Annotated in this window: 20 protein-coding genes; 7 read left to right on the plus strand and 13 right to left on the minus strand. The window is 43.5% G+C overall.

Features of this window, described 5'->3' with window-relative positions; translation table 11 throughout:
* The first annotated feature begins 34 nt into the window (after window positions 1-34).
* The 3 genes from GYX26_RS00390 (at window position 35) to GYX26_RS00400 (ending at window position 2973) form a co-directional block, all read left to right on the plus strand.
* A complete protein-coding gene (locus GYX26_RS00390; RefSeq protein WP_174827601.1) occupies window positions 35-733 on the plus strand; it encodes a 16S rRNA pseudouridine(516) synthase in 699 nt (232 codons plus the stop codon).
* Between the two features lies 1 nt (window position 734).
* Window positions 735-1376: a trimeric intracellular cation channel family protein gene (locus GYX26_RS00395; protein WP_174827602.1), complete on the plus strand. Its 642-nt coding sequence runs from the start codon at window positions 735-737 to the stop codon at window positions 1374-1376.
* A 496-nt stretch (window positions 1377-1872) separates the two neighbouring features.
* Entirely contained in the window at window positions 1873-2973 is a 1101-nt protein-coding gene (locus tag GYX26_RS00400; RefSeq protein WP_202984260.1) for a Tim44 domain-containing protein, read from the plus strand.
* Window positions 2974-3058: 85 nt separating this feature from the next.
* Here the strand turns inward: GYX26_RS00400 and GYX26_RS00405 are convergent, their stop codons facing one another.
* From GYX26_RS00405 to GYX26_RS00465, 13 genes are all read right to left on the minus strand, one after another.
* Window positions 3059-5098, minus strand: a complete 2040-nt coding sequence (locus GYX26_RS00405; protein WP_202984261.1) for a TonB-dependent receptor — start codon at window positions 5096-5098, stop codon at window positions 3059-3061.
* Between the two features lie 352 nt (window positions 5099-5450).
* Window positions 5451-6944: a cardiolipin synthase gene (gene cls, locus GYX26_RS00410; RefSeq protein ID WP_100089663.1), complete on the minus strand. Its 1494-nt coding sequence runs from the start codon at window positions 6942-6944 to the stop codon at window positions 5451-5453.
* 206 nt (window positions 6945-7150) lie between these two features.
* On the minus strand, window positions 7151-8215 hold the full coding sequence (hemE, locus tag GYX26_RS00415) for a uroporphyrinogen decarboxylase (protein ID WP_174827604.1): 1065 nt from the start codon (window positions 8213-8215) through the stop codon (window positions 7151-7153).
* A 65-nt stretch (window positions 8216-8280) separates the two neighbouring features.
* On the minus strand, window positions 8281-9480 hold the full coding sequence (locus GYX26_RS00420; protein WP_174827605.1) for a heme biosynthesis HemY N-terminal domain-containing protein: 1200 nt from the start codon (window positions 9478-9480) through the stop codon (window positions 8281-8283).
* Window positions 9477-10865, minus strand: coding sequence for a uroporphyrinogen-III C-methyltransferase (locus GYX26_RS00425; RefSeq protein ID WP_174827606.1), 1389 nt, complete (start codon window positions 10863-10865; stop codon window positions 9477-9479). Before GYX26_RS00425 ends, GYX26_RS00420 begins: the two co-directional genes overlap by 4 nt.
* A gap of 52 nt (window positions 10866-10917) precedes the next feature.
* Window positions 10918-11649: a uroporphyrinogen-III synthase gene (locus tag GYX26_RS00430; protein ID WP_174827607.1), complete on the minus strand. Its 732-nt coding sequence runs from the start codon at window positions 11647-11649 to the stop codon at window positions 10918-10920.
* Window positions 11646-12578, minus strand: a complete 933-nt coding sequence (hemC, locus tag GYX26_RS00435; protein WP_174827608.1) for a hydroxymethylbilane synthase — start codon at window positions 12576-12578, stop codon at window positions 11646-11648. Before hemC ends, GYX26_RS00430 begins: the two co-directional genes overlap by 4 nt.
* 66 nt (window positions 12579-12644) lie before the next feature.
* A complete protein-coding gene (locus GYX26_RS00440) occupies window positions 12645-13379 on the minus strand; it encodes an NAD-dependent deacylase (protein WP_174827609.1) in 735 nt (244 codons plus the stop codon).
* Window positions 13380-13381: 2 nt separating this feature from the next.
* Entirely contained in the window at window positions 13382-14569 is a 1188-nt protein-coding gene (locus GYX26_RS00445) for an acetylornithine/succinyldiaminopimelate transaminase (RefSeq protein WP_174827610.1), read from the minus strand.
* 1194 nt (window positions 14570-15763) lie between these two features.
* The gene (gene htpX, locus GYX26_RS00450) at window positions 15764-16618 is read right to left on the minus strand and encodes a protease HtpX (RefSeq protein WP_174827611.1); all 855 of its coding nucleotides are present in this window, start codon (window positions 16616-16618) and stop codon (window positions 15764-15766) included.
* Window positions 16619-16856: 238 nt separating this feature from the next.
* Window positions 16857-18116: a glutamate-5-semialdehyde dehydrogenase gene (locus tag GYX26_RS00455; RefSeq protein WP_174827612.1), complete on the minus strand. Its 1260-nt coding sequence runs from the start codon at window positions 18114-18116 to the stop codon at window positions 16857-16859.
* Window positions 18117-18278: 162 nt separating this feature from the next.
* Window positions 18279-19211 (minus strand): polyphosphate kinase 2, encoded by a 933-nt coding sequence (gene ppk2 / locus GYX26_RS00460; protein ID WP_174827613.1) that lies wholly within the window; start codon window positions 19209-19211, stop codon window positions 18279-18281.
* 317 nt (window positions 19212-19528) lie between these two features.
* Window positions 19529-21874, minus strand: a complete 2346-nt coding sequence (locus GYX26_RS00465; protein WP_174827614.1) for a penicillin-binding protein 1A — start codon at window positions 21872-21874, stop codon at window positions 19529-19531.
* 180 nt (window positions 21875-22054) lie between these two features.
* On the opposite strand from GYX26_RS00465, the gene pilM reads away from it, so the two are divergent.
* The 4 genes from pilM to GYX26_RS00485 are packed head-to-tail and all read left to right on the plus strand — an operon-like array spanning window position 22055 to window position 25018.
* Window positions 22055-23101: a type IV pilus assembly protein PilM gene (gene pilM, locus GYX26_RS00470; RefSeq protein WP_174827615.1), complete on the plus strand. Its 1047-nt coding sequence runs from the start codon at window positions 22055-22057 to the stop codon at window positions 23099-23101.
* A gap of 1 nt (window position 23102) precedes the next feature.
* Window positions 23103-23771: a PilN domain-containing protein gene (locus tag GYX26_RS00475; protein WP_174827616.1), complete on the plus strand. Its 669-nt coding sequence runs from the start codon at window positions 23103-23105 to the stop codon at window positions 23769-23771.
* A 14-nt stretch (window positions 23772-23785) separates the two neighbouring features.
* On the plus strand, window positions 23786-24427 hold the full coding sequence (locus GYX26_RS00480) for a type 4a pilus biogenesis protein PilO (RefSeq protein WP_174827617.1): 642 nt from the start codon (window positions 23786-23788) through the stop codon (window positions 24425-24427).
* Window positions 24428-24481: 54 nt separating this feature from the next.
* Window positions 24482-25018, plus strand: a complete 537-nt coding sequence (locus GYX26_RS00485) for a pilus assembly protein PilP (protein WP_174827618.1) — start codon at window positions 24482-24484, stop codon at window positions 25016-25018.
* Window positions 25019-25034 lie beyond the last annotated feature (16 nt).

The following is a 25034-nucleotide window of genomic DNA, read 5'->3' on the forward strand; positions in this document are numbered from 1 at the left end:
TTGGAAGATAAGCAGCCAGTTAGGTTGATTAGTTATGCAATTATTAAAATACCTACAAGCACAGGGTTTGGGCAGTCGCAAGCAATGTCAGGCATTAATTGCCGATGCTGCCGTACAAATTAATGATATGGTCTATACTGATACACGCATGGATATTGATCCACAGACTGTGAGTAGCCTGAAAATTGATGATGTAAATCTGACACCGGTACCTCTTCCCCATTTTTATATTCTCTTGCATAAACCAGCCGATTATGAAACTTCACATAAGCCGCAGTATTATCCAAGTGTTTTCAGTTTATTGCCAGAACCCTTGCGCCACCTTGATATGCAGGCTGTCGGCCGGCTCGATGCAGACACAACCGGCGTGCTGATTCTGACTAATGACGGTCAGTTTAATCATCGCTGTACTTCCCCCAAGCACAAGCTGCCAAAAATTTATCGGGTTAATTTGAAGCATGCGGCAGACGACAAGCTGTGTACTGTTTTAAAAAACGGGGTACTGTTACATGACGATAATGAAACAGTACAAGCTGAAGCTGCCGAACTAATCGACGCCCATACTCTGCTGCTAACCATCACATCAGGTAAATACCATCAGGTTAAACGCATGGTTGCCGCTGCCGGTAACCGTGTCATTGCCTTACATCGCTGCGCCTTTGGTTCATGGCAGGCTGACGATTTACCCATCGGTGGCTGGCGTTTTTTTCAACCAGAATCTGACCAAATGTAACATGCACAATACTGACCTTATTTTCCAACTGATTAACATTATAGGAACAGTTGCATTTGCTGTGTCTGGCTATCTGGTTGGTTTTCGTAAAAGACTGGATATTCTTGGTGTAGTGATTGTGGCTTTGCTTACTGCGGTAGGTGGCGGGATGATGCGCGATGCTCTGGTTGGTCATATTCCCATGATTTTTAAAAGCAATACAGCATTGTGGACTATATTTATTACACTTTTATTGTCATGGGGGTTTCATTTACAATATCAGCGTCATCGAGCTCTGGCCATATGGTTTGTGGTAGCCGACGCACTGGGATTGGCGGCGTTTAGTTTAACTGGTGCGCAGGTTGGGCTAGCGCTGGAATTAAACTGGTTTGGCGTGGTTACACTGGCATTTGTAACCGCGGTAGGTGGCGGCATCCTGCGCGATATTCTGGTCAATGAAGTGCCCATTATTCTGCGCAGTGATATCTACGGCACGATTGCCATTTTACTCGGCCTGCTATTATGTCTGCTGGATCACTGGAAAATGGTTACGCCATGGAGTATTAACCTGCTGTTTATCGGCGGGGTACTAAGCCGTTTACTCGCTTATCATTACAACTTTACTCTGCCGGGATTTCAAAAGAAGAAAAATTACAAAATATAACAAAACTATAAGAACTTTCGCTGCAAAAAACAGTCTAAGTCATTAAGATAATGTCCATACGCAATAACAAGCGTATAACACAAAGATTTAAAAAGCTTTTCCAGTATTCTCTTGTCGAAACGTTATTTTGGCCCTCTGCTGCTTCTCCCCTTGGCACAGAGGGTTCTTTTTATCCTAAATTTATATCGGCTAAACTATATTTTTGAAAACAATTTTACCTGCCTATATTAATAAACAAATAGTTATACATATTACTCTATCATTGTCAGTAAAATTTTTTACTGTATTTCTGCCAAGGTTCAAACAATAATCACTTTTATACCGCACTCAATGAATAAAATTTTTACATACAAAATGTGTATTTTTAATCGCAAAAGCAACCATGAAACCGTAAAATAGCTTAAATAAGGAGTATTTTTTTGCTTGAAATCTTATTTTTCAGCGCTATGTACAGTAAAGTTAGTTTTAACATATTAGATATGGAAGTATCCAAGTGATGGACAATCGAAAATTACGTTATATTGCTTCTGCGGTTATTCTCAGCCTGACTCTGAGTCCACTAGCTGAAGCCAAACGAGTTGGTGGCGGTAGTAATCGCGGTATGTCGCGTTCTAACTATTCCAGCTCATACAACAATAGCCCATCTTATCAATCCAGCCGCAGCAACTATGCCAATTCATCCTCAAGCCGGCTTGGCGGGGGTAATAATGCGGGCATGTCGCGCTCTTATTCTAATTCAGGACGTAGCGACTATCGCAACAGCAATCAGAATAGTTATTCCAACCAATCCCAGCCACGTGGAAACAGCACAGGCCGGATAATCGGTGCGGGCGTAGCTGGTGCTGCTATTGGTGCACTGGCTGGCCATGCAATGGCTAACCATAATCAGCAGCAACCAGGTGCGCCGGCAGCAAGCACTGAAGCCAATTACAACGATTCCAATACTGGTGATGCAGCAGTTAACCCTTCTGCTAATGCCGATCAGCAATTGGCACAACCACAACGTAAAAGCGGGTTTAGCTGGATATGGTTACTGATTATCGCACTTGGTGGTTTTTATCTGTATCGCCGTTTTGCCAGCAAAAAAAATAATCAGGCAAATACACCTTACAGTAATCATCAGAATTCCAGTGATTTCACTTCTCTCAATAATAACAGCAATAGTAGTCGTACCAATATATTTGGTCAGAATCTTGCTGCTAATGGCAATACGATGCAAACCAACATGTCAGGTATGGCAGACGGAAGTAATCTGGAGGCATTCCTGCGCTTTGCCCGCCAGCGCTTTAATCATGTGCAATCAATGAATAATGCTTCCAATCTGGAAGAAATCCGCCGTTACTTTACACCAGATATGTTTGCTGATATCCGTAATGATATTATCAACAATCAGGATACTGCCGAATTTAGTGATCTAAATGCCGATCTTGTAGACAGTACTCAGGAAAACGGCCAGTACATTGCCAGCGTTCGCTTTAGCGGTTTAGTAAGTGAGGAGCTGGGCAGTGCACAGCAACCTTTCAGCGAAGTATGGCATTTTGTCAAACCTGTAGGCAGCCAGCAAGACTGGTTAATCGCCGGCATTCAGCAGGATTAATTATTCTCTACCAGTAGATTACCAATATTCTGTTATGCTACTACCAAACAAAAAGCACTGATTCAATCAGTGCTTTTTGTTTACATCAGAAAGCTTTGCGGATATTAATACCTGTACTGAAAGCACGTTTAGGCGAGGGTTCAAAATAACGCCCATTACTGTCATTTACAATTACAGAACCTGCATAACGCCGATTAAACAAATTATCAATGCGTGCATAACTACTTAGTGTCCACCCTCGATGAACCCATTCATAACCAATATTGGTCGATACCAGAGCATAGGCAGATGCGTAATCACTATTGTTGTCATTCACGTATATTTTATCCATATAGCGAATATCCATTCCCCCCAGCCATCCCTGCTGCGGCTGCCATTGCAAACCGAAATAGAGCTGGTTTTGAGCCACGCCAGGAATTTTATTTCCTTTGCGGACAGCTACAGCCTTACCCAAAACCGGTATATCACTGTCAAATTTGGCATCAACATATGAATAACTGGCTCGCGCCTGTAAATCCTGCCACAACGTCTTTTGCCAGCCCAATTCAGCGCCATATCTTTTGGTTCGGTCAGCATTACGAAAAGTACTGCGGCCGCCAGCTGACACTGCAGAAACAATATCATTATGGGTTTCAGTGTGAAAAACTGTCGCTGAAAACACCCCCCATTGCTGGTCAAATTTCAGCCCTGCCTCCACCGTGTTATTACTAGAAGGCTTAAGGTTGAGATTAAAACCGGCCTGAGCATCAGGTCGATACGCCATTTCAGTAAAAGTGGGCGTTTCAAAACCCTTGCCATAAGCAATATACGCAGCCGCATCATCACGGAAATTCCAGCTCAGAGCAATACTGGGTAGTAATTTATGGTAACGCAGATTACCGCTATCATCACCATTAGCCAGATAATGGTCTTGCGACTTAAAATGCACATCACTATAGCGCAAGCCACCATCTAAATGCCATTTAGGCAGAAAACGCCAGGAAAACTGCATATACGGATCTAAATTCCATAAGGCGTTGTTTTCATTACGTCGTAGTTTGCCTTTCACACCCAGATAAGTACCATTAAAATTATTGTAACCCTGGCGGTCTTCATTTTCACGGTCAAATGCTACACCGCCAATCAGTGTCAGGTTTGGCAATGTATTTTTATTCAGCCAGCGCACATCGGCTCCATAATAATAACGGGTAAAATCAATTACCCCTCCTGCATGTTTAGGTGCTGCCTGCGCTTTGGCCGGAATAGACTGGTATTGCACCACATGGCGTCGGCCAGCATACATCATGACATACAGACTGTTATGTTCATTAACAGGCTTATCCCAGGTAAAGCCGGTTTGGCTCTGATCAATTTCCTTGCGCATATTATAATCCCTAACATTCTGAGCTACCTGGCGCGGATTCTCCTGCCATTGCTCGCGCGTAAGCCCGCCTGGGTCTGCGGCCCGGATACGCACTTGATTTATAATCCAGTTCAGGGTACTGCCATCATTCAGATTCCAGGTAAATTTGGCATTGTTCAGCACTTTGCGTGCATCACTGTATTGCCGATAACCATTGGTATCAAAATAACTGGAATTGATGTTATATGCTGGTAACCATGCTGTATCGCTGCCACCTTGCATCTGCAATGAAGTTTGCTGTTTAGCAAAACGGGCGGAATTAAAACCCAGACTCACACTAGGCTTGCCCTCACCTTCTCGCGTAGTCGCCAGAATAGTTCCGCCTGAAGAATTACCATATAATGAAGAAAACGGCCCACCAAGCACTTCTATTTTCTCTAGCGAATTCAAATCAATATTAGAAGTTTGTCCCTGCCCGTCCGGCATTGATGCCGGAATACCATCAACGTAAATCCGAATTCCTCTCACCCCAAACGTTGAACGGGCACCAAAACCGCGCATGGAAATCTGCATATCCTGAGCGTAGTTTTCCCGCTCTAAAGCCTGCAAACCGGGAATGCCTTTCAAAGCATCAGAAATATTGGTTTTAGACGTATTTGCCAGTTTTTTCGCATTCACGGTATAAACAGATGCTGCTGTATCCAGCCATACTGTATTAGTACGCAAAGCTTCCACTTCAATATCCGGCAGACGAGCTTCATCTTTATCTTCGGCATAAGCCATGGCTGGCAGTATTGCCAGTGATAAAACTAAAATCTTAAGATGGGTGCGAATCATAGCGTTAGGCACTGAGAAAATTAATATAGAATCTCCGGAACAACAACTTAGGCAAACCAATTGCTCTTATGAATATTTACCGTAACATCAGTATATTCTGTATCACATATAAAATCAGTCATTTATCAATTTTATGCATAAAAATATAAACCCGACAATATAAGCAATTTTTTGCTGCTGAACGTAAACATTACCGTCTGAAAACATATCCATTAACACAGAACCCAACACGATTATCAGACAATAAAAAATGCTGCCGGTTATCAGCCAGACAGCATCTTTATAACTTTATCCAGTCCTACAACAATGGGCCAAACAGGCGCACTGTATTTTCCACCAGCCCCCACCATTTTGAACGCGCCTGCCATGCCTTGAGTTCAATAAATTCACAGTCACGCAGATAGCCGTTCTGTAATGCGACCACTGACTCAGTCATACCTTCATCATAAATCGCCAGACTAATTTCCATATTCAGATAAAAGCTGCGCATATCCATGTTTACGGTACCAAACAGGGTGTAATCGCTATCCACAGTTAAGGTTTTGGCATGTAACAACCCGCCCTTAAACAGAGCGATTTTGACTCCAGCCTGTAATAACATCGGGTAATACGCACGTGAAGCATATTTCACTAGTTTGGAATCAACTGCTTCCGGTACAATCAACGTAACATCGACACCACGGGTAGCCGCTGTAGTCAGAGCCAGCAGCAAAGCATCATCTGGAACAAAATAAGGCGTAGTAATGATAATCCGGCGCGTGGCGGCATGAATGGCATTGACAATTGTGTCATAAATAACCGGGCTGCCCTGTTCCGGCGCAGACGGAATAACTTGCACCACGATGCCATTCTGTTCCTGCTGGGCAACCTGTAAATTATGCATAAGCGCCTGTTTACCATAGCTATCCACCCATTGCTGCACCTGCATCAGATTGGATTCAGTCTCTACCGCCATATCACCGGCAAATACCGCTGCCAGCGGCTGTACCAGACTACCCTCACAACGCATCATGACATCTACCCATTGTCCGACACCGGCATTCTTTTTGAAAAAGCGCGGATCCACCAGATTAAAACTACCGGTGTAGCCAATTTTCTGATCTATCACCGCAATTTTGCGATGATTACGCAAATCTGCCCGCACAAACAAAGTACGCCAGAGCTGAATAGGCAAAGCTTCAGTCAGGGTAATACCAGCACTGCGCAAACGCTGCGGCCAGTCACTGCGCCAGAACCTGGCACTGCCAATACTGTCGACCAACATACTGGTTACCACACCGCGTTGTGCTGCTGCCATGGCATCATTGAGTAATGCGACAATTTCACCTTGAGGATCAACAATATAAAATGCCAGCAGACAGCTAGTTTTAGCCTGCTGAATATCATGGCGGATAGCAGCAATAATTTCCTCATCATTGGTAATCAGGGTTAGATGATTGTATTCCGTCGCTTCAAAGCCAGTTTTATCAGCTGCAATCAGGCTGATACCATGATAGCGTGCATTCAGGCCACTACAGGCATGCTGGTTAAAATCATGCAGATAAGTTTCACTAAATCCCTGATAGAACTTCACCAGCTCATGCTGCCGGCGCAAACGACGCGAACCCAGCCTTGGTTCCCCAATCAATAAATAGCCCACAGCACCAACTAGCGGAAAAGCCATCAACATCAAAATCCACGCAACAGATACACCCGTATTACGCTGGTGGTACAACACCCGTACCACCAGCACGGTTACCACCGCCACGTGTAACACAACAATCATTTCTGCCCACGGTATATTATGTAACATATAAGCCAACCTGTTGTTTCTGAAACCATCAGATACGGTAAATTATAAAGAGATAAGTAGATAATCTGAAAAAACAATTGCAATACCGGTCAGACAAAAAATTCTGGCAGGTACAGAAAATATATCCTGTGCCTGCCGTAATAATAGGCTGTACTCGCCTGAATTATCTGTTTTAACTGGTCATTCGTTTGCCAATATAGCAGCAATTAGTTTTGATGGTATTCAACTGACAAACGATGCACTGCATCTACTGCAAACTTCACCATTTCCGGATCAGTAAACTGATTAATACCATGTCCGAGATTAAATACATGCCCACTGCCTGCACCATAAGCAGCCAGCAAACGCTTAATTTCACATTCAATACTTTCTGAATTACCAAATAATGCCAGCGGATCCAAATTACCCTGCAAGGCTACCCGCTGCCCTACCTGATGGCGAGCCTGATGCAAATTAACTGTCCAGTCCACACCCAAAGCATCGACGTCTAGTGCAGCCAGTTGTTCCAGCCATTGCCCGCCGCCCTTAGTAAATACAATCACAGGTACTCGCCGTCCATCTGCCTCACGCTGTAAACCAGACACCACTTGTTGTAGATAGAATAAATCAAATTCCTGAAATGCAGCATCACTAAGAACACCACCCCAAGTGTCAAAAATCTGTACAGCCTGAGCACCCGCAGCAATCTGTTCATTCAGGTAGGCAGTTACTGTCTGCGCATTAATATCCAGTATCCGATGTAACAATTGCGGGCGTTGATACAACATGGTTTTCAATAAACGAAAATCCCGGCTGCCCCCGCCTTCAACCATGTAACAGGCCAAAGTAAACGGACTACCGGAAAAACCAATCAGTGGTACACGCCCATTCAACGCCAGCCGAATACTACGCACTGCATCAAACACATAGCGCAAACGGCTCATATCAGGCACCTGTAAACGTGCCACATCCAGTTCATGCTGTAGCGGATGGGTAAATTTTGGTCCCTCACCTTCAACAAAGTGCAACCCCAACCCCATGGCATCTGGTACAGTCAGAATATCGGAAAACAGAATGGCAGCATCTAGCGTAAAGCGCTCCAGAGGCTGCAAGGTAACTTCTGTAGCCAGTTCAGGATTATGGCATAATGCCAGAAAGCTGCCAGCCTTTGCCCGTGTTGCTCGATATTCCGGTAAATAACGCCCTGCCTGCCGCATCAGCCATACCGGTGTATAGTCTACCGGTTGTTTCAGTAAGGCACGTAAAAATGTATCGTTATGTAAAACTGCCATAATTAACCTCAGGCAGCTAGCACATTAAGCACTAACTGCCTGTTAAATCAAAACTAAACTAAAGATTACAACTCATCATCACTGATGGTAGCCAATATCTGGTTGCGTTGCTGCTCGGCAGCTTCGCTCTGGCCAGACTGCTCCAGCACCTTGGCCAGCAGCAATCTGGTCACATTATTATTGCGTGATTGTAAACTAGCTTCCAGATAGCTTTTAGCCTTACCCCACAATTGCTGCTGGTAGCTCAATTCACCCATCAATAATAACAAATCCGGGTCTTGTGGATGCTGTTGCAACCATTTATCCGCCGTAACCATATTCTTTTGTTGCTCTTTGCCGCTTAAATACTGGTTAGCCTGATTAAAAGCAGGTAGCAATGCTGCATCATGAGTACGCGGATAATATTTTTTTACCCACTTCAATGCCTGAGTATACATGCCCAGCTGAAGATATTTTTCCACAATATCCACACTAAGTGTGCTTTCCTGCTCATCTACCGGTATTAACCTGAGGCTGTTTTTCAGTTCAGCCGGGTCTTTGGCCTCTGTCAATAACTGCCGATAAGCCCAGCAGCGGTAGTGTAGCTGTTCACTGTCACTTAAAGCACCTGCACGGATTAATTTGTCAACCTGCTGCAATACTCCCTGTGCATTACGCTGTTCCCAGTCATAACGTAATTGCAGCTTAACCAGCCGGGTTAAATTCGGGTTGATTTTAGCGGCGGCGTCCAAAGCATTTTTTGCCTGTTGATCATTGTGTTGTGCCAATGCAGATTGTGCCAGCAGCAAATAGCGGGATAGCTGCTGTTTTTGCGGCAGTTTGGCAACATCATTCAAATACCGGTCACGGGTTGTGATGTCATCCATCTGATCTGCACTGTGCGCAGCCAATAATAATGCCAAGGCACGGCTATGCTGCCCCTGCTTGTTGCGTAACACCCGTTCTGCCTCTCGAGCAGCAAACTGGAATCGCCCTTCAAAATAAGCCAGACCAGCATGATTCAATGCTGTTTCAACCTGATGACGCTGATGATTAATGCGCCAGTGCTGCCAGTGTCCGGGTAAATGCACAAAACCCATCACGATGCGTAACAGAATATTCAACAGCACCACAGCTAACAGAACAATACCAATAAAAAGCTGCAAATTAATGCGTACCAGAGTCTGCTCAACCACAATGTATACATCACCACTGTAATACTTCGCACCCAGTACCACAGCAACCGCAACAATGAACAGAATAATCAACCATAACAAAGATCTCATAATGTATGTTCTCCCTGCTCGGAAGAGGCTGCGGACACATTATTACTGTTTTCCAGACTGACCGGCCTTTCAGAATGTAAAGCTGCTGGAGCAGAAGCACTGCTGGCAGCAGAAGCACTTAAATCCGGCAGCGCTGTAGACATATCCATTCCAGACTGATTCTGATATTCACGTACAGCAGCCAGACTGGCAGACAAATTACTGTCCTGATTGGTTTGCACATTAAGCATTTTTAATTGCACCAGCTCTTTCAACCAGGATTGTGTTGCCACTGAGCTACCATCGAAATACTGTTTTACTGTCGCTTCGGCGCCGTTCAGATCAGCCACATACACTTCACCACGACGCTGAATAAGAGCAATACGAGCATCGAGTAAACGCAGGCGCAGATTTTCACGCACAAAATATATCTGCTCTGGTGACATCAGCATCGAATCATTATGATTGATATGACGTACTTCTACCATGCCGCGCAGAGAGTGCATAGTAGTTTGCCAGGTACGTTGCCACCATGAAGCATTCGGATTAATTGTTGCAGTAGCCGGGGCAGTACCTGGCTTTAACTGACCATCTACGACCAAAGGCAAACCGGCAACGGCTGATTCCAGACGATTCAGGCGTAAAGAAGCACTGGCCGTGTCCAGATATGGACGGTTTTTCAGGTTTTCCAAGTCACTGCTGATGGCTTTTTTGATTGGCAATAATTGTGGCTGATCAAAACGTGATAAACGGTTATCCAGATTTTCGAGTACATTTACGGCTACCGGCACATTGCCAGAAATCAATAACTGCTGCGAGGCCAGATTAAGCGTAGCTTCAATTTCATCAACCAGCCAGTCTGTGCGGCTTTTCACCAGCTCCTGATAGGCACGGGTAAGACGGTCAACATTCTCACCCTGAGTTTTCTGCTGCGATTGCAGCTCCTGCAACTGTCGACTCAATCCATCAATGCGTGCCAGGCCTGTTTCTACGGTAGCCGCAGTTTTACTGGCATCAATACCAGCATTATCGATTTTATGATCAAATTGCAGTTGTTGGGTTTTAAGCTGGTTCTGGCCTTCAACAAATAAAAAGCCACTGGCTCCTAATGCCAGCAAAGATAATACCAGAGCCCCCAGCGCAATCCCTTTACCCGAACCGGAATGTTGCTGTTTTACAGAAGTTGACTGGCTGGGTACATTGGGTGCAGACATGCCTGATCCTGTGTTGTTTTTTTGAAAATCCGTAGTTTGATGTGCGGTATCTTTATCTTTTCCTGTACTTTCAGCAGCCGCAGAAGTAGCCGATTCTGGAGGTGCACTAACCTCACCCTGTTTATTCACCAGTAATGGCTGCTTCCCCTGTTCAGGAAGCTGGCTAGACTGTGCATCTTGTTGTTCACTCATTCGGTATACTCCCTACATAATAATTGGGATAAACAGCACTCCTGCGTCACTATCAAAGCGTGCTGTGAGAACGCAAAAGTTCCAATCCACGGCATAAATCCGATACCAGTAGTGTCGAGACACCATACTCTGTTAACGCAGTTGCTGTGCGCGGATGGTGAACTAAGTATAACAAGCTTTTGCTAACTGCGTACAAATCTGGCGGCAACTGCGTAAACCATGCCTGCACAGCTGCGGTTGTCGTCATGTAAACCGCCTTCAAACTTCCCTGCTGTGCCTGTTGTGTTAATACTGACCAATCAACTGGCTGTGGCTGGCGCTGGTACACCTCAGCGACCTCAATCTGCCAGCCCTGCTGATGCAATTGATTAATGATTAAATCACGTCCACCAACACCACGAATCAGCAGTAGCTTACCTTTTTGCTGCTGCCACAAAGGTAAACGTAAAACTGCCTCACTATCATGTCCGTCACTGGGATTTAAAATTCGCTTGAATCCATAAGCAGCTAATGTTCTGGCTGTAGATGCCCCTACCGCCACATGCAGTAATTTTTCTGACTGAGAAACATATTTGGCCGCAATATGCACAGCACTGGGACTAACCCAGAGAACAACATTCTGAACCAGACTTTGCAAAACTAACTGTTGTAAAACTGCTGACCGTGGTTGCAATTGCTGATATTCAAGCAATAGCGGTATCCAGCCAGCGCGGATACAACAGTCTATATCAGCAGTCGCAGCCAATCGCGGGCGCATTAGTGCCAGATAGGGTTGAGCATTCATCGGCCAGATAATACGGCATTAATCAGCTGTTGTGCGCCCTGCTGGGCTAACTGCTGGGCCACTTTTAAACCAAGCAGCTCCGCCTCTTCCATGCTGGCCTGTGCACTGGCACGCAGCACAGTTGTGCCATCAACAGAAGCAACCAGACCACGCAACTCAAGCATGCCAAACTTTTCAATACAATATGCAGCCAGAGGAACCTGACAGCTACCCCCCAAAACCTTTGCCATAGAACGTTCTGCAGTAACACAAGCAGCTGTAACAGGATGATGAAGTGGTTGTAGCAGCTCCAGTAAATCCTGGCGATGGGCTGCAACTTCAATTGCCAATGCACCCTGCCCGACAGCCGGCAACAATAAATCAGCCGGTAATATATTTCGGATACGCTTATCTAACCCCAGCCGCTCGAGGCCGGCTGCTGCCAGAATAATTGCCGCATACTCCTGTCTATCCAGTTTATCCAGACGCGTCTGTACATTCCCGCGTAAAGGCTTTACCTGCAAATGCGGATATCGCAACCGAATCTGCGCTTCACGACGCAGGCTGGAAGTACCCACTATCGCTGCAGCCGGCAAGTCAGCCAGGCTGGCATATTGATGAGAAACAAAAGCATCCAGCGGATTAGCACGCTTTGTTATAGCTGCCAGTACAAAGCCTTCCGGTAGTTGCATGGGTACATCTTTCAGAGAATGAACTGCAATATCAGCAGTTTCCTGCTGCAAAGCCAATTCAAGCTCTTTGATAAACAGCCCCTTACCACCTATTTTTGATAAAGACTGATGCAATATCTGGTCGCCCCGGGTCGTCATACCCCGAATATCAACAGATAAATCAGGGTACACCGTTTGAAGACATTGCTGCACATAACGTGCCTGCCACATGGCCAGAGCACTTTCACGACTGGCAATGACTAAATTTTTTTTTGTCATACTGATACACAAGAATCAAGAAAATCAGAGCTGAAATTTTAGCACTAACTAGAGAAAGTACAGATTTTAATCAACCCTATCCAGGCTGGACAAAGAATGTGCCTCAGGACGCCGCAATAATTCACGAACCAGACTACTCACACCAGCCTGCGCTGATGCACGAATAAACTGTACATTTTGCAAACCTTCATACGGCTGTGGATCAATCAGAAAAGTTTCTGTCTCGGGCGGAATATACTGCACTAAACCAGCTGCTGGATAAACCTGTAAAGAAGTGCCGATGATTATCGCTATATCAGCAGCACACATCAATTGTATTGCCGGCTCAATCATGGGAACTGCCTCACCAAACCAGACTATATGCGGCCGCATCAGGAACCCACTGACGTCAACATCCGCCATGGTCTGATCAGAAAAACAGTCTACAATATAATTCTCATCGATACTGCTTCTGGCTTTTAATAGCTCACCATGTAAATGCAGCACATGACTACTTCCAGCCCGCTCGTGCAAATCATCTACATTTTGAGTAATAATATTTACATCATAACCACTTTCCAGATGCCTTAAAGCAAGATGGGCAGCATTGGGTTGAGCATTTTGCAACTGGCGCCGTAAACGATTATAAAAATCCAGCACTCGTAAAGGGTTGCGGGCAAAGGCCTCAGGCGTGGCCACATCGTCTACCCGCTCCCCATCCCACAAACCACCATGATTACGAAAAGTCTGTAAACCACTTTCAGCGCTAATGCCAGAACCTGTTAAAACAACTACCCGTTGCCTGGTTGAAGAAATAGACATGTTTAAATATGCACAAAAGCGGTAATTGCTGCTTTTAACCGTTGTAGCCCGGCCTGTAAATCAGCATCAGTCAATAACAGACTTGGAGCCAGACGCAACACATCGTTACCAGCAACCAAAACCAGCAAGCCATGTTGCAATGCTAACTGCATTAACTGTGCCGCCCGCCCGCTATAGGCCTCAGACATCACACAGCCAAGCAACAGCCCCTGTCCCCTCACCTGAGAAAACACACCCGTTGTTGCGCCTAATTCCTGCAATCCAGCCTGCAATTTTTCTCCCTGCTGCTGCACATTCTGCATGGTTTCCGGTGTATTGATAATATCAAAAGCAGCGCAACCAACAGCACACGCAAGCGGATTACCACCGAATGTGCTTCCGTGACTGCCCGGCGTAAAACTGCATCCAACTTTGGCGGTAGTAAGCATGGCACCTATCGGAATACCACAACCCAGTGCTTTAGCGCTGGAAACAATATCCGGCTGCACATCATAGTGTTGATGTGCAAATAATTTTCCGGTACGCCCCATACCAGTCTGCACTTCATCAAAAATCAGTAGTGCCTGATGTCGGTCACAGGCCTTTCTGGCTGCCTGTAAAAACTCTGCGGTTACCGGCAATACACCACTTTCTCCCTGTATCGGTTCAATGACAACTGCACAGGTTTTATCACTAACCGCAGCTTCAATAGCGGCAACATCATTAAACGGAATATGCCGAATCCCTCCTGGTAATGGTGCAAAGTCATCACTATATTTTGGTTGCCCCCCAACCGAAACAGTAAACAGCGTGCGCCCATGAAAACCATTAACACAGGCTATAATCTCATGTTTATCAGCGCCCGAGAAATGATCGCGTGCATATTTGCGAGCCAGCTTAAATGCAGCTTCATTTGCCTCAGCTCCAGAATTACAAAAAAACACCTGCTCTGCAAACGTATGCTTTACCAGGCGCTGCGCCAAATCCTGAGCTGGTTGAGTGGTATAAATATTGGAAATATGCCACAGCTTATGCGCTTGCGCGGTAAGCGCTTCAATTAATACCGGATGGCAATGACCCAACGCATTAACTGCGATACCTCCAGCCAAATCAATGTATTCCTGCCCATTCTCATCCCAGACTCTGCTGCCCAGCGCATGCTCAGGAAGCACAGGCGCAAAATTAAAATTAGGTGTTAGATAATTATGCATCTTTCTCTCTATTTATCTATACAAATATTATTTATCAACAGCATAAATTTACAATAACCAACAGTCATCAAGACCCTGATATCCAGTTATATCATAAACCTGATAAATCAAAATGGAAACCATAGCACAATCAGGTACCCTATACATAAAAAGACTTTAGCAATTGAAGCAGGATTAGCAATCACAAGTTTACTATGGAATTCAGTTAATACGCATAAAACCATAACTCATCTGTTTAATAACTTAAAATCAGATTATTTAACATTAAGAAACAAATCAAGCGCAAGCACTGAATGATAGTGCACATTTCTCATGATTCCTATTTCTACCATCTAATATAAATATTATTATTTCTTTCAAATATCTATACAAATATCGCATAATCATATGCATGCAATAGGAAAAATCCATTCATCACAGCATATTAATACTTACGCTCTATTTAGCTTAATACCTGAACTTCATCAGCACTCAAATACATCAGCATTATTCAAATTATTACCACCTAAAATTCATTATACTGAACCAAAGTACAGCCTCAGAATATGTACTTATACTGACTGGCCATGGCAAATTTGCTCAACTGGTTTTCTCTCTTGCAGGAAAAGGCCAAGGCGTATAAAAACAGGCCACAGAAATTTATTTGCTTGATAAGCATTACCCCAAGAAAAACGCGTTACGAAAATAGAAACCGCAGTACCATACAGTTTAAATACCTCACTGCAATATGGAAATCATCTGTTTACGCTATTCACCATTTGTTACTGGAAAGCAATATTACAGTACTGCACCCATTATTGCTCAAAGCCTATTTATCCAATATTAAAGTGATAATAGCCCATGATGAAGCGAAAATAATTTATGTTTTTTGGGCATTGATGAAAATCACATCAACATGCTGTTTGTTGATGACGCAAGCCATGAAAAAGCCGTAGATAGATTACTGTTGAAATACGCCATTAAACATTTTCTTGCAAGCCAAATAAATATTCATGAACATAACCCGCAGGGTAATGCGCTTTAGCGTCACATGAGGTCTGCCCAGCCTGGCCACTCTAAGCTTGAATGATCACGGGAATCCATTTCCCTTGCTACATAAGAGGCTGGATTTATCATGTTTACTCTCTCTTCCAATGAGAGAGTAAACTGGTTACTGGTCAGTTACGGGATATACTAGTCCATAGAGCAAGCAAATTACATCTGACGCAAACGATTAATCCGGTTGTCCAGAGTGGGATGGGTACTAAAAAGAGGATCAGCAGCCTCACTGGCAATTCCCAAAGCTGACATATCAGCCGGCAAATGACTTGTTTCACCTTTCAAGCGCTGTAAAGCTGCAATCATTTTCGGCGCCCCCACTAGACGGGCAGCACCAGCATCTGCACGATATTCACGCTGGCGGCTAAACCACATCACAATCAAACTCGCCAGAAAACCAAAGACTATCTGTAAAATCATACTCACCATAAAGTAAGTATTCTGCGATACCTCACCCTCATCATTTCTGGCTGTAGCCTCTGCAATACGACGAGCCCAGAAAAAAACAAAGGTATTCACCACACCCTGTAACAGCGTCATTGTCACCATATCACCATTGCCAATATGTGCCATTTCATGTGCCAGTACCGCTTCTACTTCATCCTGCGACATACCGTGCAATAGGCCAGTACTGACAGCAACCAGCGAACTATTACGTGTGGCACCAGTAGCAAACGCATTAGGTTCAGGCGAATCATAAATAGCTACTTCCGGCATAGTAATATTCCACTGACTGGCCAGATTGGCAACAGTATTTAACAGCCATGCCTCTGCTGCCGTTTGTGGCTGACCAATTATTTGACCATTAACCGACCTGAGCGCCTGTGTTTTAGACATGATCAGAGAAATAAGAGAACCGGTAAAGCCAACTACAGCGGCCAGCAATAACAGACTACTGGTACCATTACCATAGACATTAATCCCCAAAAGCGCACAGAGAATATTCAGAACAACATTAATGACAATGACAACTGCAAAATTGGTAGCAATAAACAATACAATGCGTTTCACATTATGCCCTTTTAATTTCTGCAAAATTTAATCAGCACAATATTAGTGACATACTAAAACATTAATAATCAGTTTTTCATCAAACTGGTTGGTGAAAATCAAAAACAGAATTCCCATAAAAGTATTATATAAAAACGATCAGGGTATCGAATTTAATCATCCGAATTATGACATCTAAACCATTTCAACCAATTTACATATGTCTTTATAATATTATAACAGCAAAAACAGATAAGTTTCAGAGACGCACTTCCCCATGACCCAGAACAATCCATTTCTGACTGGTTAGCCCATGTAAGCCTACGGGACCACGCACATGAATTTTATCAGTAGAAATACCAATCTCAGCACCCAGACCATACTCATACCCATCTGCAAAGCGGGTAGACGCATTAACCATTACACTGGCTGAATCTACAGCACGTAAAAACAATTGTGCATGAGACAAATCATTGGTAACAATAGTATCAGTGTGATGGCTGCCATAGTGATTGATATGATTAATGGCCTCATTAACATCAGTCACAACTTTAATAGACAGAATCGGCGCCAGATATTCGGTTGACCAGTCAGCTTCGATTGCCGGGATAACTTTATCAGCCAAAATTCGCTGAGTATGCACACAGCCACGTAACTCAACATTTTTTTCAGCATACTCTTGCTGCAGCAAAGGCAATAATTCTGCTGCACGACTGGCATGAACCAATAAAGTTTCCATGGTATTGCAAGTACCATAACGTGAAGTTTTGGCATTTACAGCAATATCAATCGCCATTTCTGTTGCAGCAGAGACATCAATATAAACGTGACATACCCCGTCCAGATGCTTGATAACCGGTACACGGGCCTTTTCATTCACCCGCTGCACCAGTCCTTTACCACCACGGGGAATAATCACATCTATATACTCAGGCAAATTCACCAAAACATCCACACCAGCTCGATCTGTTTCGGTAAGCAGATTGACAGCAGCTTCCGGTAATTCTGCCTTTTTAAGTGAGGCTGTAATAACAGCAGCAATTGCGCGATTACTGTTAATCGCTTCGCTTCCTCCACGTAAAATACAACTATTACCAGATTTCAGGCATAGAATTGCAGCATCCAGAGTAACATTTGGTCGCGATTCATAAATCATGCCAATAACACCTAACGGTACACGCATTTTACCAAGCGTAATACCACTGGGCAGAGTACGAAACTCATCCATCTCACCCACAGGATCAGCAAGTGCCACAACCTGATGCACGCCATCGATCATGGCCTCAATACTGCGCTCGGTAAGTTGCAACCGATCCAGCAACGCAGCATCCAGCCCCTGCTGACGTGCCAATTTCAAATCAATTTCATTGGCAGCAAGAATTACTTCTTGCTGTGCAGCCAAATCCTCCGCAATAAAAGACAAAGCCAAATTTTTTTGTGCAGCAGAAACAGTAGTTAAAGAAAAATAAGCTTCTTTGGCTGCTTTGGCCGTTTCAGTAATATATTTGGTTAATACCATGCGAATTTACTTTCCAGAAAACAACGCAAAAATCATTCTTATTCTCATATAAAATCACACAGGACACATTTACCCAACTACAACAACCCTTGCATATACCCTGAAAGCCGAATTATACGTAAACATTATTACGCTTAATAGAGCAGCAAAACAGCGGCAAAACTAATCAATATGTGTATCTGTTGAATCTTTAAACTGAGTCTGCGGTTTTAGTACAATCAGATTATCGACTGCACCTATCGCATTAATATCCTTACCCGGATAATCAAGTTCGGTCAGAAAATGACGAATACAATTGAGGCGAGCACGTTTTTTATCATCAGACTTAATTACTGTCCACGGCGCATCACCGGTATGCGTATGAAAAAACATATCGTTTTTGGCTGCGGTATAATCATCCCAACGATCCAGAGACTGAATATCAACAGGCGAAAGTTTCCAGTGTTTTAACGGATCGTCACGTCGAGAAATAAACCGGCGCAACTGCTCTTCTCTTGAAACCGAAAACCAGAACTTAAACAAATAAATACCACTATTTACCAGCATTCGTTCCAATTCTGGCGTCTGGCGCATAAATTGTAAGTATTCATGAGGCTGACAAAAGCCCATCACCCGTTCCACACCAGCACGGTTGTACCAGGAACGATCAAAGAACACCATCTCTCCACTGGTAGGTAAACGTTCAATATAGCGCTGAAAATACCACTGACCTTTTTCTGTCTCGGTAGGTTTTTCCAGAGCCACTACCCGAGCACCACGTGGATTAAGATGTTCCATGAAGCGCTTGATTGTTCCCCCCTTACCGGCAGCATCCCGACCTTCAAACAAACACACAATCTTCTGGCCAGACTGCTTAACCCAGTTTTGCACTTTCAATAATTCAATTTGCAATCTGGCTTTTTCACGTTCATAGGTTGCACGTCGCATACGTGTCCGATAAGGATAGCTTGCTGGCAAAGGTGCTGTAGAGGAATCTTCATCCAAGTGTTTACCCTGATACTCCAGCACACTTTTTTCAAAAACATTTAATTTAGTATCTTTATCCTGGTCATTGGCTTCATTAGACTGGCCGGATTGCAATTGCTGCTCACTCATATTACTCCTTTCCTCTCTGGCTCCAAGTAAACCAAAAATTTTCTTTTTTAAGAAAAGTGATAATCTGTGTAAGTATTGTAACTCAATGTCGCATTTACTTACCAAATAATCTGTCATTATTCAAATAATCTATTGAGTTATTGATATATCTGCATAACTTCTTTAGGTAACCACCAACCTGATTACCTGCTATTGTTACCATTTACGCAGAAATACAACTTATCCATACATACATCAACATCCTGTCTATATACACCACTAAAAACGGGTAATCAAAACTGATTACCCGCTGCAAAAGGTCATAAGTATGCTGATTGCTAAAACAGTGAGTCTAACTGGCCATTATTACCAGACTGCGGAGCAATTGGTATTTCACCAGCATCATCAGCACCCTCGTTATCATCTGTTCTGGACGTTACCGGGCCATCTGCTCGATTATCCAGCGGCAAATCAGGATTGGTTGTCTGATATTCTTTAAGAAAATATTCACCAGATTTCTGCACAATACCAGCTGGAACCGGGGTATTAACAATCGGCTTGCCTTTCAATGCATAGCGCATATAATCCAGCCACACAGGTAAAGCAATAGTACCACCAAAGGCCGAACGTCCCATGCTGCGAGGGCGGTCAAAACCAATATATACTGCACTGACCACATTCGGATTAAAACCCACAAACCATGCATCCTTATTATCATTGGTTGTGCCCGTTTTACCCGCAATATCACTTCGTCCCAGTGCACGAGCGCCATAAGCAGTACCATGATTAACCACATCCTTCATCATGTGATATAAAATATATGCATTACGCGGATCAATAGCCAACGGCGCATTCTGATTGGCCACTAGTGGCTGCATCTGGGCGCGTAAATTACCACGACTATCATAAACTCGGTCAATCACATAATTGGAAACTTTAAAACCGCCATTGGCGAAAATAGCATAACCTTCCGCCATCTGCATGGGCGTTACCTGACCACTACCCAGTGCCATGGATAAACTGTTCGGAATCTGATCTGAACGAAAACCGAAATGTTGCACATACTGTCTGGCATAATCAACGCCCATTGCCATCAATATACGGATTGAAACCATATTCTTGGATGCTGTTAATGCCTGACGCAGCGTAATAAACCCGGCATAACGTCCATCCGAGTTTTTAGGAGTCCAGGCACGCCCCCCAGCCCCTAGCCCAGGCAATACTATCGGAGCATCATTTACCATGGTTGCAGGAGTAAAGCCCTTTGCAATAGCTGCAGAATAAATAAATGGTTTAAAAGAAGAGCCCGGCTGACGCTTGGCCTGAGTAGCACGATTAAAACTGCGCCGATAATAATCATAACCACCAACCAGTGCTCTTACTGCACCAGTTTGTGCATCCAGAGCAACAATTGCACCTTGCAATTCCGGCTGCTGCACAACACGAAAACTCTTACCATCACTGCGCACATGCACCACTGAACCAATACGGATAGAAGCTTCTCCCCATTTAGCATTACCAATGGCACGTTTAATCCAGTTATAGCTATTACCGCCAATACGACTTTCGCCCACACCGGCTATGTATACCACTATAGAATTTGAATCCAGTGCAGTCACAACAGCTGGTAACATACCATCCACGGCTGAACGATTAGCCAGATACTGTTCTATCTGCTCATCACGGATATCATCCGGAATCTTACTCAGATCAAAAAAACCTTCTGCTCCGCGATAAACCGAACTCTTATCAAAATTAGTCAGTACTTTACGCAATGCCTGTGTAGCTACGGCCTGATCCTGTGAATTAACTGTGGTATAAACCCGAAAACCCTGAGTATAGGCAGCATCACCATATTTTTCATACATCTGCTGACGTACCAATTCTGCGACATACAGAGCGTTCTGGTCGATAGCTTGCTGATAATGTACATACTGTAGAGGTTCAGCAAAGGCCGCTTCAGCCTGAGCAGGAGTAATCTTGCCCAATTCAACCATATTATTCAGGATATAGCGTTGACGCATTTTAGCTCGTTGCGGATTTACAACAGGATTAAAAGTGGATGGTGCTTTGGGTAAGCCTGCCAGAATCGCTGCCTCTGCCAAATCCAGTTTTTGCACCGGTTTATTAAAATACGCCAGAGATGCGGCCGCAAAGCCATAGGCACGCTGACCCAGATAAATCTGATTAAAATAAAGCTCAAGAATCTGATCTTTAGTTAATTTCTGCTCAATCTTGTAGGCAAGAAGAGCCTCATTGAATTTACGTGTATATGTGCGCTCATTAGTGAGATAAAAATTACGCGCTACCTGCTGGGTAATCGTACTGGCACCTGACTGTACGCCGCCAGTCATATTAGAAATCAATGCGCGGGTAATACCAATAAAATCAACTCCACCATGCTCATAAAAACGTTTATCTTCAGCGGCCACTACTGCGTCTTTGAGCACCTGAGGAAAGTCATTGATCCGGGTAAAAGCACGTCGTTCTTCCCCAAACTGCCCCATTAGCTTCCCATCAGCAGAATAGATTGTTAGCGGCATCTTGGGTTGATAATGTGTCACAGCCTCTAAAGACGGCAATTTAGGATAGGTAGCCAAAATCGCAATTGCCACCAGACCTGCAGCAAAAAGTCCCAGTCCAACCAACAGACCTACGGTAGATAGTAATAATTTTCTAATCATAATCAACTAATTTTCATTTAAAGGCTGCGAAACATATTCAAAATAAAGTAAACTTTGTTCTTCATTTAGTTAACAATGCACAACGGCAATTTTTAAAGCACGTAACATTTATTTGATAAACAGACAGAAAGCCCTTTCATGAAACTGAATAATTTCAAAATAAATTCAAAGAATAAGAAGGTGGCCACAACTTCCTCGGGACAGTGTCTTGGTATCAGTATTACTGATAAAAGCATTAACATGGTGCTATTGAGTGCACGCAGTTTAAATCAATTTCGTCTCGAAAAATACGTTGTTGTCCCTCTGCCAAAAAACATAGTTGGTAATGGCAACATCGAAAACCATGAAGAACTTGTTGCTCATTTACAACAGGCAAAACATAAACTACAAAGCAATTGCCGCAACATTACCGTAGCCATTTCTCAAAAACAGGCTTCCATTCAGTTCCTTGATCGGGATGAGGATACAGAGTATACCGAAGAAGAACAGGTTATGGCTGAACTAAGTCAATATGACTCTCTTGATGACGTCAGTTATGATTACCAGAGCATTATTACCACTGATCGGGGCAAGGAAAATCTGCTACTGGTCAACAGCAAACGGGATGATGTCAACATCCTGATGGATGCTTACAGTGATGCAGGAATCACACCCACTCAAATGGATGTCGATTTACTGGCAGTAATAAACAGTGCCATTACGTGGATCAACATCAGACAACCAGACCTGGCCGATAAATGTATTGCTGTATTCAATATTGATTACAGGGAAACGCAGGCAATTATCATGCGTCATGGTAAGCTACTATACAAACAGGAAATTAATCTTGGCTATGATCATTTGATGCAGTCTATACGACGCAGCTATCAACTAACTGAAGAAGAAGCCTGGGACATGCTCTATAGCCCGTCCAAACCAGAAGATTACAGCTCAGCCGTAGCACAGCCATTTCAGCAACAGTTTATTCAGGAAATTCAGCGGGTTTTACAGTTTTACTTTACTTCTGCCATTCAAGAAAACGAAATTGAGGAAATTCTGATTTTTAGCTATGGCAACAATGGCGCTAATGGTTTTACTGACAGTATCAGACAGCAAACCCGAATTCCAGCACAACAGATTAACCCCATACTGTTAGCACAACCCGGTAATAGTATCGAACAGGCAAAATTACAACAGGACAGTAGCTTATTAACCATTGCCTTTGGGCTGGCTGTAAGAGGATTATAAGATGTTACCTTTATTGAAAATTAACCTGTTACCTTATCGTGAAGCATTACAGGCCAAACAAAAGAAGCAGTTTCAAACTCTATTGGCAGGAGCAGCCATAATTGGTCTCGGACTTGCATTTCTGGGTTATACGGCTTTTGAAGGTCGAGTAAGCAGCCAAGACAGCCGCAATCAGGTTTTAAAAAATGGCATAAGCAAACTGGATACAGAGATTAGCGAGATTGCCAAACTGCAAGAGGAGCGAAAAAACTTTATGGCGCGACAGGAAAAAGTTGCGGAACTGTCTAATAAACGTTTTGAAGCAGCTCGTATACTGGATACACTGGATGCTGTGGCGCCTATGGGATTATACGTAACCAGCATCGAAGCTCAGGATGCCAATACGTACATAATTAATGGCAAAGCATTCAGTGATGCCAAAACTGCTGCATTTATGAGCGCATTGCCAGGTAAACTTTTCAGTACGCCTGAATTGTTAAATATAAAACGTGTTAATAATACGCAAGAATTCAGCATCCGCATACGTTTGAATAACGACATTGGTCAGCAAGAAGACGTATTTGAAACTAATCAAGCCATTAGTTCAAATGCAACACCTGCGGAACAAAATCTGGCAACAGAAAAACCACATAATCAGGTTGCATCTGATGCATCAGCAGCATCAAACTGAAGGAGTAGTTGAATATGGCAAAAAACATTGACCTCAAAGCGATAGATTTAAACTCCCTATATCAGCAAGGCAAACCCGTGCAACTGGGTATAGCTGGAGGCGTTATTGTTGTAATTCTGGTGTTGGCCTACTTCTTTGTTTACAGTGGTCTAAATGAACAATTAAGCCAACTGAAACAGGAAGAGGAAACACTGAAACAAACTTATGCAGAAAAAAGTGAGCAGGCAGCGCATCTGGATGTTCTGAAAGCGGAACTAGATAGCATAAATGGTTCATTTCATTCATTATTGAAGCAATTACCAACACAGGCAGAAATTCCTAATCTGATTCAGGAATTGCATGAATGTGCAACCAAAAACGGATTGAGTATGGATAGTGTGACACCGTCACAAGCTCAAAATACTGATTCAGGAAATAAATCCGAACAGCAGGTTATCCAGACATTACCCTATAATATTACTCTGACGGGTAATTACAATCAGATCAGTCAGTTTATGCGTGATGTGGGAAAATTATCACGTATTGTCACCTTAAACGCCATTGTTCTGAAACGTAATGATAAAGATAACACGCTTACCTTAAATGCAGTTGCCAATACTTACAAAGCGTTAACCGATGCAGAAATCAAAGCACAAACTAATGATAAAAAAAGCTAAGTTTACTTTCTCTGTAATCACGGTACTTTAAAATAGATAAGCAACGGATTAAACATGAATAAATATCTACTCTGCCTTTGTATTCTAACACTAGGTGCATGTTCGGCAGCCAATGAAGATCTGCACGAATGGATGCAAAATACCAGCCAGCAGGCAAAATCCATTCCTATTAAACGTAAACAAACTGAACTGAATATTCAGCCCAAATACACTGCTCCGGCGCTACCACAAATGAATATCTTTAATCCAGCTCGTTTAAAAGCGGGACTACAGGGAAATAATGTCCCTGATTTAAACCGCCCCAGACAGATTCTGGAAAATTATTCTTTAGATGAATTACATTATGTCGGCCTGATTAAAACGGCAGGTAAAGCGCCTTCAGCTTTCATTGCTGTGAATGGACATGTATATACCGTTAATCTGGGTAATTATCTGGGTCAGAATTATGGACGTGTAACAGCGATAACACCAGATGAAATCGTTATTTCGGAGTTAGTTGAAGACACATATGGCAACTGGTCAGACCGACGTGCCAGCTTACCGTCACAAGCGGCAGACAACTCTTCTACAGAAACATCCAGCCAGAATTAAAAAAGTAACCCATTTA

The sequence above is a fragment of the Snodgrassella sp. ESL0253 genome (genome assembly GCF_013344965.1).
GTDB lineage: Bacteria > Pseudomonadota > Gammaproteobacteria > Burkholderiales > Neisseriaceae > Snodgrassella > Snodgrassella alvi_B.

Coding starts and splice junctions, on each gene's coding strand:
- GYX26_RS00425 (WP_174827606.1), bottom strand. CDS start 10,865: ATGAGTGAACAACAAGATGCACAGTCTAGCCAGCTTCCTGAACAGGGG.
- GYX26_RS00480 (WP_174827617.1), top strand. CDS start 23,786: ATGGCAAAAAACATTGACCTCAAAGCGATAGATTTAAACTCCCTATAT.
- GYX26_RS00445 (WP_174827610.1), bottom strand. CDS start 14,569: ATGCATAATTATCTAACACCTAATTTTAATTTTGCGCCTGTGCTTCCT.
- GYX26_RS00455 (WP_174827612.1), bottom strand. CDS start 18,116: ATGGTATTAACCAAATATATTACTGAAACGGCCAAAGCAGCCAAAGAA.
- GYX26_RS00405 (WP_202984261.1), bottom strand. CDS start 5,098: ATGGCTTATGCCGAAGATAAAGATGAAGCTCGTCTGCCGGATATTGAA.
- GYX26_RS00475 (WP_174827616.1), top strand. CDS start 23,103: ATGTTACCTTTATTGAAAATTAACCTGTTACCTTATCGTGAAGCATTA.
- GYX26_RS00395 (WP_174827602.1), top strand. CDS start 735: ATGCACAATACTGACCTTATTTTCCAACTGATTAACATTATAGGAACA.
- GYX26_RS00400 (WP_202984260.1), top strand. CDS start 1,873: ATGGACAATCGAAAATTACGTTATATTGCTTCTGCGGTTATTCTCAGC.
- hemC (WP_174827608.1), bottom strand. CDS start 12,578: ATGACAAAAAAAAATTTAGTCATTGCCAGTCGTGAAAGTGCTCTGGCC.
- GYX26_RS00420 (WP_174827605.1), bottom strand. CDS start 9,480: ATGAGATCTTTGTTATGGTTGATTATTCTGTTCATTGTTGCGGTTGCT.
- GYX26_RS00390 (WP_174827601.1), top strand. CDS start 35: ATGCAATTATTAAAATACCTACAAGCACAGGGTTTGGGCAGTCGCAAG.
- GYX26_RS00465 (WP_174827614.1), bottom strand. CDS start 21,874: ATGATTAGAAAATTATTACTATCTACCGTAGGTCTGTTGGTTGGACTG.
- cls (WP_100089663.1), bottom strand. CDS start 6,944: ATGTTACATAATATACCGTGGGCAGAAATGATTGTTGTGTTACACGTG.
- GYX26_RS00440 (WP_174827609.1), bottom strand. CDS start 13,379: ATGTCTATTTCTTCAACCAGGCAACGGGTAGTTGTTTTAACAGGTTCT.
- GYX26_RS00485 (WP_174827618.1), top strand. CDS start 24,482: ATGAATAAATATCTACTCTGCCTTTGTATTCTAACACTAGGTGCATGT.
- GYX26_RS00430 (WP_174827607.1), bottom strand. CDS start 11,649: ATGAATGCTCAACCCTATCTGGCACTAATGCGCCCGCGATTGGCTGCG.
- hemE (WP_174827604.1), bottom strand. CDS start 8,215: ATGGCAGTTTTACATAACGATACATTTTTACGTGCCTTACTGAAACAA.
- ppk2 (WP_174827613.1), bottom strand. CDS start 19,211: ATGAGTGAGCAGCAATTGCAATCCGGCCAGTCTAATGAAGCCAATGAC.